Consider the following 8,070-nt stretch of genomic DNA (forward strand, 5'->3'; position numbering starts at 1 on the left):
TAACAAGGTTAAAAACTCTGAGTAGACTCGCCTGCGTGCGCCAAAGTTGGAAGATTTTTACTCGTGACATCAAACGCTTAGGGCGCGTGCCCAAAGCGTGGATCATTTTAATTGGCATGCTTTTTGTTCCAGCACTTTATTCCTGGTTTAACATTGCTGCCTTCTGGGATCCTTATGGCAATACGCAGAATATTAAGGTCAGCGTAGTCAATGAGGATCTCGGAGGTGATTCTGAGGCCATTGGCCATTTAGATGTGGGAAAGCAAGTAACTGAGCAACTCACCAGCAATGATCAATTGGGGTGGCTGATTCAAGATGCGGAAACTGCAGAGGACCAACTGCGGCGCGGGGAGACCTATGCCAGCATCATCATCCCCGAAAACTTCACCTCAGACCTTCTAGCTATTACAGAAGGCACGTTGACCCGGCCTACGTTGGAATACCGGGTCAATGAAAAATCCAGCGCTATCGCACCGCAGATCACTGACAGTGGCGCTACCGGTATCGATCAGTCCATTACTTCTGCGCTCAAGCAAGAAATTGCTACCGCTGCAGCTAACACCATCAGCGACGAAGGCAAGTCTTTAGAAGACGCCATCTTGGATGCGCGCGACACCACGAATACCACCTTCGGGGAAACCGCTGCGAACCTGCAGTCCGCGCGTGGGGGACTAGAGGACTTTAAAGCCCGCCTAAGTGAGGCTGAGGCTTCCATGACTGGCGCTAAAGACACCATCGCGCAGGTGGACCAGGCTCTTGTCGAAGGCGAAGACGCCCTCGCGCAGGTCCAGGATCTAGCAGAGTCAATCCAAACCGAAGTCACCAGCTTTACCGATCAGACCACCTCGGCTTTCGTCGATGGCACGACTGCCGTCGCGGAAGGCACCGCCAACGCGAATGCTTCCATCGCCGATATTAATGCCACCTTGCAGCAAACTAGTGGGCGCTTGGACACTGCCGGTCAGCAGACTAACGATGCCATCCAGGCTGGTAAATCTGCCATCGAACAAGTGCAAGGCTTACTCAATGACAGCGCACTCAGCCCCGAACTAGCGGCGCCTTTAGAAGACACGCTGCAACGTTTGGAAGCCAGCAATGCCGCCAGTGAGCGCTTGCTTAGCGATGTCACTAGCTTGAATTCCGATACGGCCAATACCGCCGATGCTATTTCCGAGGCCGCTGGTGCCATCGATGCCGCCGCGCAAGATACCAGCGCGGCGACCCAGGCCCTCCGCGATGCCGTCGGCGATGGCATCCCCTCACTTAATAGCGCTTTGAGCAATCTCAGCACCATGGCCGGTTCTTTCGCAGGCTCATTAGAAGGCCAACGCGCAACCCTTGGGGAGGCCAATAACCTCATCGACGGAGTGGTCTCACAATTAGAGTCCACCCGCGGGGCACTGGATGATTTTGATATTACTTTGGCCGGCTTAGAAGACGGCGTACGCGATGTCCGCAGCGATATCCTGGCACTAACCGCCAGCTCCAACTCCGAGGCACTACAAACCATCACCGGGCTTAATGCTGACGATATTGGCTCTTTCTTTGCCGAGCCAGTCACCATTAGTAGCGAACCCGTCTATGAGGTCAACTCCTATGGGTCTGCCATGGCGGGGCTCTTTACCAACCTGTCTTTGTGGATTGGCGCCTTCATGCTCATGGTCGTCTTCCGCGTCGAGGTTGATACCGAAGGGTTTAAGCGCTTAAGCGTCCGCCAAGCCTATATCGGCCGCTTCATCTTGATGGCGATTATGGTCGCACTCCAAGCCAGCATCGTTGCTACCGGCAACTTGATCATCGGTGTACAAACCGTCAATGCCTTTGCTTTCATCGGCACCGCCGTCCTAGTGGGCTTGGCTTATCTAAGCATCATTTATGCCTTGGCCTCCACGCTCGGACTGGTGGGCAAATTTATCGCCGTATTGCTGGTCATCATGCAGATCCCCGGCGCATCAGGCCTTTATCCCATTGAGCTTTTGCCCGGATTCTTCAAGGCTATTTATCCTTTCCTGCCATTTTCCTACGGCATCGATGCTCTGCGCGAAACCATCGGTGGCTTCTACGGCACCCACTATCTGCAATTTATGGGAATGCTCGCACTCATGGGCGTCGTCGCCTTCTTCCTGGGTATCGTCCTGCGCAGAAAGCTCGGGCATTTCAGCACCGTCTTTAACCAAGAGATGGCCAAAAGCGAGCTCATTGAATCTGAGAACGTGCAGATCGTCGGTGATGGCTACCGCCTCGCGGACATCGTTCGCGCTTTAGAAGACCGCGAGGGGTTCGCCGAAAGCATCCAAAATGAAGCCGATCGCTACACCCGCCGCATCCACATCACCGCAGGCATCGGTGTAGTTGGCATCATCGTCCTTGCTGTTGCCGCATGGGCGCTTCCCGATGCCAAAGCTCTGTTGCTTGGGTTCTGGACCGCCTGGACGCTCCTGCTCATGGGTTTGGTCATCACCTTCGATTACATTCGCAAGTCCCTGAAGCAGTCCGAGGAAATCGTCCAGCTCGATGACCAGACGCTGCACAAATCTGTTTCTGCCCAGGCCGGCGGACTACACACCATCGAAGCTTCAGCAGCAGCTACAGAAACCACAGCAAGTACGGAAGGGGAGAAGTAATGCGTGATGCCCTTTCTGTCATTAGAAATGACTTTTCCAAAGTTCGCCGCAGCGTCATGGCAACGTGCCTGTTGCTCTTTCTCATCATCATTCCGCTGCTCTTTACGTGGTTTAACGTACTTGCCGCTTGGGATCCCTTTGGTAATACCAAGGACCTAAAGATTGCCGTGGCCAGCGAGGATGAAGGCTACACCAGCGATTTCTTCCCCGTCGAGGTCAACGTTGGTCAACAAGTGCTGTCCCAGCTTCGCGCAAATGACCAAATGGATTGGGTTATTACAGATGCTGCTGATGCTTTAGAAGGCACGAAGTCAGGGGAGTACTACGCCTCGATCATCTTGCCCGATTCCTTCAGCGACGACATGCTGACCTTCTACGCCAATGGTTCAGAACCGGCTGAAATCGCGCTGCACACCAATGAGAAAAAGAATGCGCTAGCGCCAACTATCGCTAATAAAGGCGCCCAGGGACTCACGACCAATATCTCAGAGACTTTTACCCGCACCGTCGGTGATGTCTCCTTGGGATTGGTGTCTTCACTGTCGGATTTCCTCGACCAAGATGACACCCAAAATGCCCTCAATCGCATTGAGGCCCGCGCTGAGAACCTGCAGACGCAGCTGCGCAATGGTGCACGCACGGCACGAACGATGGGCGATTTAACCGAATCTGCCATCCCGCTGGTTGAAAGCGCGCAGCGCATTGTCGATGCACCACTGCCAGAACTTCCCGACACCACCCGCAACGGTATCGCTGATATTTCTTCCTCTTCCGATGCCCTCGACGGTGCGCTATCTGCCACCCGCGAAAGCTATGCCACGGTAGGCGACCGCATCGATGCGCTCTACGACACCGCCGACGTTTCACGTGAAACACGCTCGGAGACGCTGAATACCTTGGCGGACAATGTCCAGCTCAATATCGATGCTTATAACGGGCTCAAGGACACCATCAACACCCGCCTTCGTCCGGTGCTGCCAGCAGAGGCGGCTACCATTCGCGGCCAATTAGATGAAGCCATCGCGGCCCAAGAAAGCGTGCGCGATCGCCTGCGCGCTGCAGCAGACTCCGGCAGTTCCGAGCGTCCTGATTTCTCTTCCTTAGAGCAAGCAGCCAGCGCCATCGAGGATGTCCGCAACTCTGGAATTCGTGACCAGATCAGCCAGCTAGGGGAGACCCTGCGCGGTATTGGCGACACCATCGAATTACCAGAAGGCGATATTCAGCTCAACACCGATTCCTTGTCAGGGGCGAGTGCAGCGCTTGACGATGTCGGTGCCACGCTCGATCAAAATGCCGACCGGCTTAATGATCTACGCGATCGGATCAACACCGCCAGCGAGACTGGAGACCTATCAGAGATCGCCGCAATTGTTGGTGATGACCCAGAAGCCTTCGCACAGGCACTTGCCGCTCCGGTGGAAGTCGACCGCCAGGCCATCTACCCGGTTGCGAGCTTCGGCGTAGGTATGGCTCCGCTGTACACAACTCTCGCACTCTGGGTTGGTGCCATCCTTGCATCGGTCGCACTGCGCACCGATGTCGTCGCTAAGCTCACCAAGCACCGCCCATCCCGTGCTGCCCACGAAGATGACTCTGAAGAAGATGTAGAAGTAGAGCCAGCAGAACCAGAAGAGCCGGAAGAGATCGGACCTTTTGCCAAGTACTTCGGACGCTACGGCACATTCGCCCTCATTGGACTAGCACAATCCACGTTGTTGACCTTGGGGCTTATCTTCTTCGTCAAGCTCGAACCTGCCCACCCATTCCTGCTGGTACTGGCTGGCTGGGTCACGTCCTGTATTTTCATGCTGCTGATTTACGCGCTCACAGTAGCTTTGGGCAATACCGGTAAGGCACTGGCGGTGTTCTTGCTGGTTATTCAGATCTCCAGTGCTGGGGGTTCTTACCCTCTGCAGCTTCTGCCGCATTGGTTCCAAAGTGTTAGTCCGTGGCTACCGGCAACCTATGCGATCCGGGCATTCAGGTCAGCACTCGCAGGTATTTATGACGCCGACTATTGGATTGCGATAGCTACCTTGCTGCTCTTTATCATCCCCGCTCTGATTCTGGGCGTGATCTTGCGCAAGCCTTTGGCCAAGTACACCTCGAGCCTGAATGAAGCGCTGGCGAAGACCAAGATGATGTAGTTAGGCTGGGGGCTGTCAGCACGTAGTCTCCACCAAAGGAGGAGGAACAATGGCAGAACTAAGCAACCGAAAAGTAGCAGTTATCGCAACCCATGGTTTCGAAGATTCGGAACTCACCAGCCCAGTAGATGCAGTCAAAGAAGCTGGCGCAACGGTGACCATTATCTCGACTGAGAACCAGCCAATTACCGGTAAGAATGGCACGGAAGTGCAGGTAGATCAGACTTCTGCGGAAGCTAAGGCAGAGGATTTCGATGCCTTGATTCTTCCCGGCGGCACCGGCAATGCCGATAAGATTCGCATGGATTCCCACGCTGTGAAGCTTGTGGCTGATATCTTCGCCGCTGGGAAACCAACCGGCGTTATCTGCCACGGCGGCTGGATTTTAACCGATGCCGATGTGCTCAAGGGCCGTACTCTAACGTCTTTCCCTAGCATTCAGACCGACCTGCGCAATGCTGGCGCTACCTGGGTGGATGAGGAAGTGCACACCGATAACGGGCTAGTTTCTTCCCGCACCCCGGATGATCTGCCAGCATTCAATGCAAAGATCATCGAGGAGTTTGCAGGGGGCGAACACTAAAAGCCGTATTCGGCGTCTTTTTCATCCCGGATCTTTTGATAGGTCTGGGTCAACACCACGGTGTCTTCTACTAGACGATCCAATCGTTGGAGGACATCGTGGTTTACTATTTCTCCACGCAGCAGATCGGCGCTTTCAACAAAGACATAAGGTTGCACGACTTGGCCCTTCATATAGGTCACGATGGGCTGTAGCTGCTGCGCTAATACGAGATAATGCTTGGCTGAACCGGCGGTGGCAAACATCCCGACGACCTTGTCGCGGAAGGCATTAGTGGGCAAGATATCGAAGACATTCTTCAACGCCGCGGGGATGGAAGCTTGGAAGATAGGCGTGCCGATGACTAACGCATCAGCTTGCATGATCTTCTGCGCGATAACTCCTGTATCACCGGTGTATTCGGTGTAGTTTCGGCCATCGGAAAAGACCATGTCGACCTCGGCCAGATCAATGATTTCGACGTCGATATCAGCCTCGTAGCTTGCAAAAGCTTGCTTTAAATACTCCGATACTGTTTTGGTCTTGGTGCCGACATTAGAGCCTGAAATCAGTACGACGCGCATTAATTATCTTTCTCCTCATCTGTAGCCGGTGTATCGGCAGCCGTGTATTTGCGAATGGCTGGCAGAATTTCCTCGCCGATGATGTCAATCTGCTTCATGACTTCATCAAATGGCACACCACCAAAGTCGATCTGTCCAGTGTATCGCTGATGTCCAAAGACTTCGTGCTGATGCAAGATTTTTTCAATAACCTGCTGCGGACTTCCCATGTTCGCAATACTCATGGGGTCAACGTTTTGGGCGTACATTTGCTTCGACAGACCTTGCCCATTGGTGCGGATCATGCCGTCGTTCATGAAGCGATAGGTATTCTGCAGTGCCTTTTGCGAGGTCTCTGCCACGTGGAAGAAACCAGCGGTAGTAATTGGCAGGGTAGCGGGGTCGAACCCAGCGTGTTCTGCTGCTTGTCGGTAAGCATCAACTGTGCGGGAAAAGATGGAGGTAGTTCCGCCGAGGTGCGCCATGACCATTGGCACACCAGCGAATCCGGCTTTAATCGCGCTACCTGGTGCGCCGCCAACAGCCCGCCAGATGCGCAGCCGGTCTTCAGTCGGCCGCGGGATAACCTCGGCCTCATTTAAAGGTGCACGGAATTGTCCGGACCACGTTACGGATTCTTCACGATTAATCTGCAGTAGTAACTCAAGCTTTTCTTCATAGAGCTCTTCATAATCGCGAAGGTCATATCCTAAAAGTTCAAAGAGTCCCACGCGTGATGCGCGCCCCGCAACCAGCTCGATACGTCCGTTGGATATGAGGTCCAACGTGGAGAAATTCTCATAGACGCGGACGGGATCCGAGGTACTAATAATCGTCGAGGAGCTACCGATGCGCATAGTGGACGTTGCCTGCGCGATAGCACCCAAGATGACAGCGTGAGCTTGGGAGGCGAAGAATTCCTGGTGCGATTCACCTAATCCGAAGTAGTCCAGCCCTGCCTGTTCAGCAGCTTGCGCGTAGCGGATAAATTCCTGCACCCGCTCTTTGGCGCTAACCCGGGAACCATCATTCGGATTGGGAAGGTGGTCACCTAGAGTATAAATACCAAATTCCAGACCTTGACCTTTATCAAAGCCGAAGTCGTGCATGAGGTTGGGAGTATCCGCCACGGCGCATCCTTTGTGTTGTTTTTAAATAGCTTCTTAATCCTGGCAACTACCATCCTGGCGAAACTATTCCGGAAAACGCTCTTTTATGTGACACATCACCAATAGCAAAAGGTCGCCTCCCACATCTTGGTATTAGATGGGGAAGCGACCTATTACTTCATCTACTTGTTAAGAACTTGGCTTAGGAGTTCTTGCTTCCTGGCGCACAGGTTGCACCGATAGCACCCAGTGCAGCAACCGCGCCAACAACCAGAGCGAAAGGACCAGCCAATTCGCTAAAGGAGGTTCCGACTCGTGCCAGCGCGTGGTCTACTGAGACCAACCATGCCGGACGGTTTGGACCGGAGAGCTTCAGTGGCCCGAAGATTTCAGCACTCGTGTTACCAGTCTTCTTCAGGAAATCGGATACTGCAGGTTCACTTGCAATTCCGACAGCTCCCAGAACACCCAGCAGAGCAATCAAACCAGCGGCTTCTTCAGTGGTGCACTTACCAATCGAGCTACCGGAACCGATTCCGGCATTCGAGCTGCCAGTGCCGTCCTTGCCGTCTTCACCATCCTTACCAGGCTCACCCTGATCACCCTTCTCACCCTTGAGAGAATCCAAGAAATCCTGTTCGGAACCAGAGTTTCCAGCCTCAATCCACAAGTCATACGCCGACTTGCCATCCTCACCACGCTGACCAATCAACGACTCCAAGAAATCATTGACATCACCGTCGTTACCAGCCTCAACCCACAGCTCGTACGCAGACTTACCATCTACACCAGGCTCACCGGCCTCACCCTGATCACCCTTCAAGGACTCCAAGAAATCATTGACATCACCGTCATTGCCAGCCTCAACCCACAACTCATAAGCAGACTTACCAGGCTCACCCTGATCACCCTTGTCACCCTTTAAGGAATCCAAGAAATCCTGCTCAGAACCAGAGTTTCCAGCCTCAATCCACAAGTCATACGCCGACTTGCCATCCTCACCACGCTGACCAATCAACGACTCCAAGAAATCATTGACATCACCGTCGTTACCAGCCTCAA

General features: G+C 53.7%; 5 protein-coding genes and 1 pseudogene. 3 read left to right on the forward strand and 3 right to left on the reverse strand.

The features are described 5' to 3' along the window. The first annotated feature begins 35 nt into the window (after positions 1-35). The 3 genes from C5Y44_RS12345 to C5Y44_RS12355 are packed head-to-tail and all read left to right on the forward strand — an operon-like array spanning position 36 to position 5,357. Complete coding sequence (locus tag C5Y44_RS12345) at positions 36-2,624, forward strand: YhgE/Pip domain-containing protein (protein WP_105325204.1); 2,589 nt, start codon at positions 36-38, stop codon at positions 2,622-2,624. Further along, the gene (locus tag C5Y44_RS12350; RefSeq protein ID WP_105325205.1) at positions 2,624-4,774 is read left to right on the forward strand and encodes a YhgE/Pip domain-containing protein; all 2,151 of its coding nucleotides are present in this window, start codon (positions 2,624-2,626) and stop codon (positions 4,772-4,774) included. The genes C5Y44_RS12345 and C5Y44_RS12350 overlap by 1 nt, the downstream gene beginning before the upstream one ends. Before the next feature lie 49 nt (positions 4,775-4,823). Further along, positions 4,824-5,357, forward strand: a complete 534-nt coding sequence (locus C5Y44_RS12355) for a type 1 glutamine amidotransferase domain-containing protein (protein ID WP_105325206.1) — start codon at positions 4,824-4,826, stop codon at positions 5,355-5,357. Here the strand turns inward: C5Y44_RS12355 and C5Y44_RS12360 are convergent. The 3 genes and pseudogenes from C5Y44_RS12360 to C5Y44_RS13340 all read right to left on the reverse strand — a co-directional run. Then, positions 5,354-5,920 (reverse strand): NADPH-dependent FMN reductase, encoded by a 567-nt coding sequence (locus tag C5Y44_RS12360; RefSeq protein WP_105325207.1) that lies wholly within the window; start codon positions 5,918-5,920, stop codon positions 5,354-5,356. The two genes, C5Y44_RS12355 and C5Y44_RS12360, sit on opposite strands and share 4 nt — an antisense overlap. Continuing rightward, the gene (locus C5Y44_RS12365; RefSeq protein WP_233189982.1) at positions 5,920-7,029 is read right to left on the reverse strand and encodes an LLM class flavin-dependent oxidoreductase; all 1,110 of its coding nucleotides are present in this window, start codon (positions 7,027-7,029) and stop codon (positions 5,920-5,922) included. The genes C5Y44_RS12360 and C5Y44_RS12365 overlap by 1 nt, the downstream gene beginning before the upstream one ends. A gap of 181 nt (positions 7,030-7,210) precedes the next feature. Further along, positions 7,211-8,070 (reverse strand): annotated as a pseudogene (locus tag C5Y44_RS13340) (hypothetical protein); the annotation flags it as partial.

This window comes from Corynebacterium sp. J010B-136 (assembly GCF_002967075.1).
Classification (GTDB): domain Bacteria; phylum Actinomycetota; class Actinomycetes; order Mycobacteriales; family Mycobacteriaceae; genus Corynebacterium.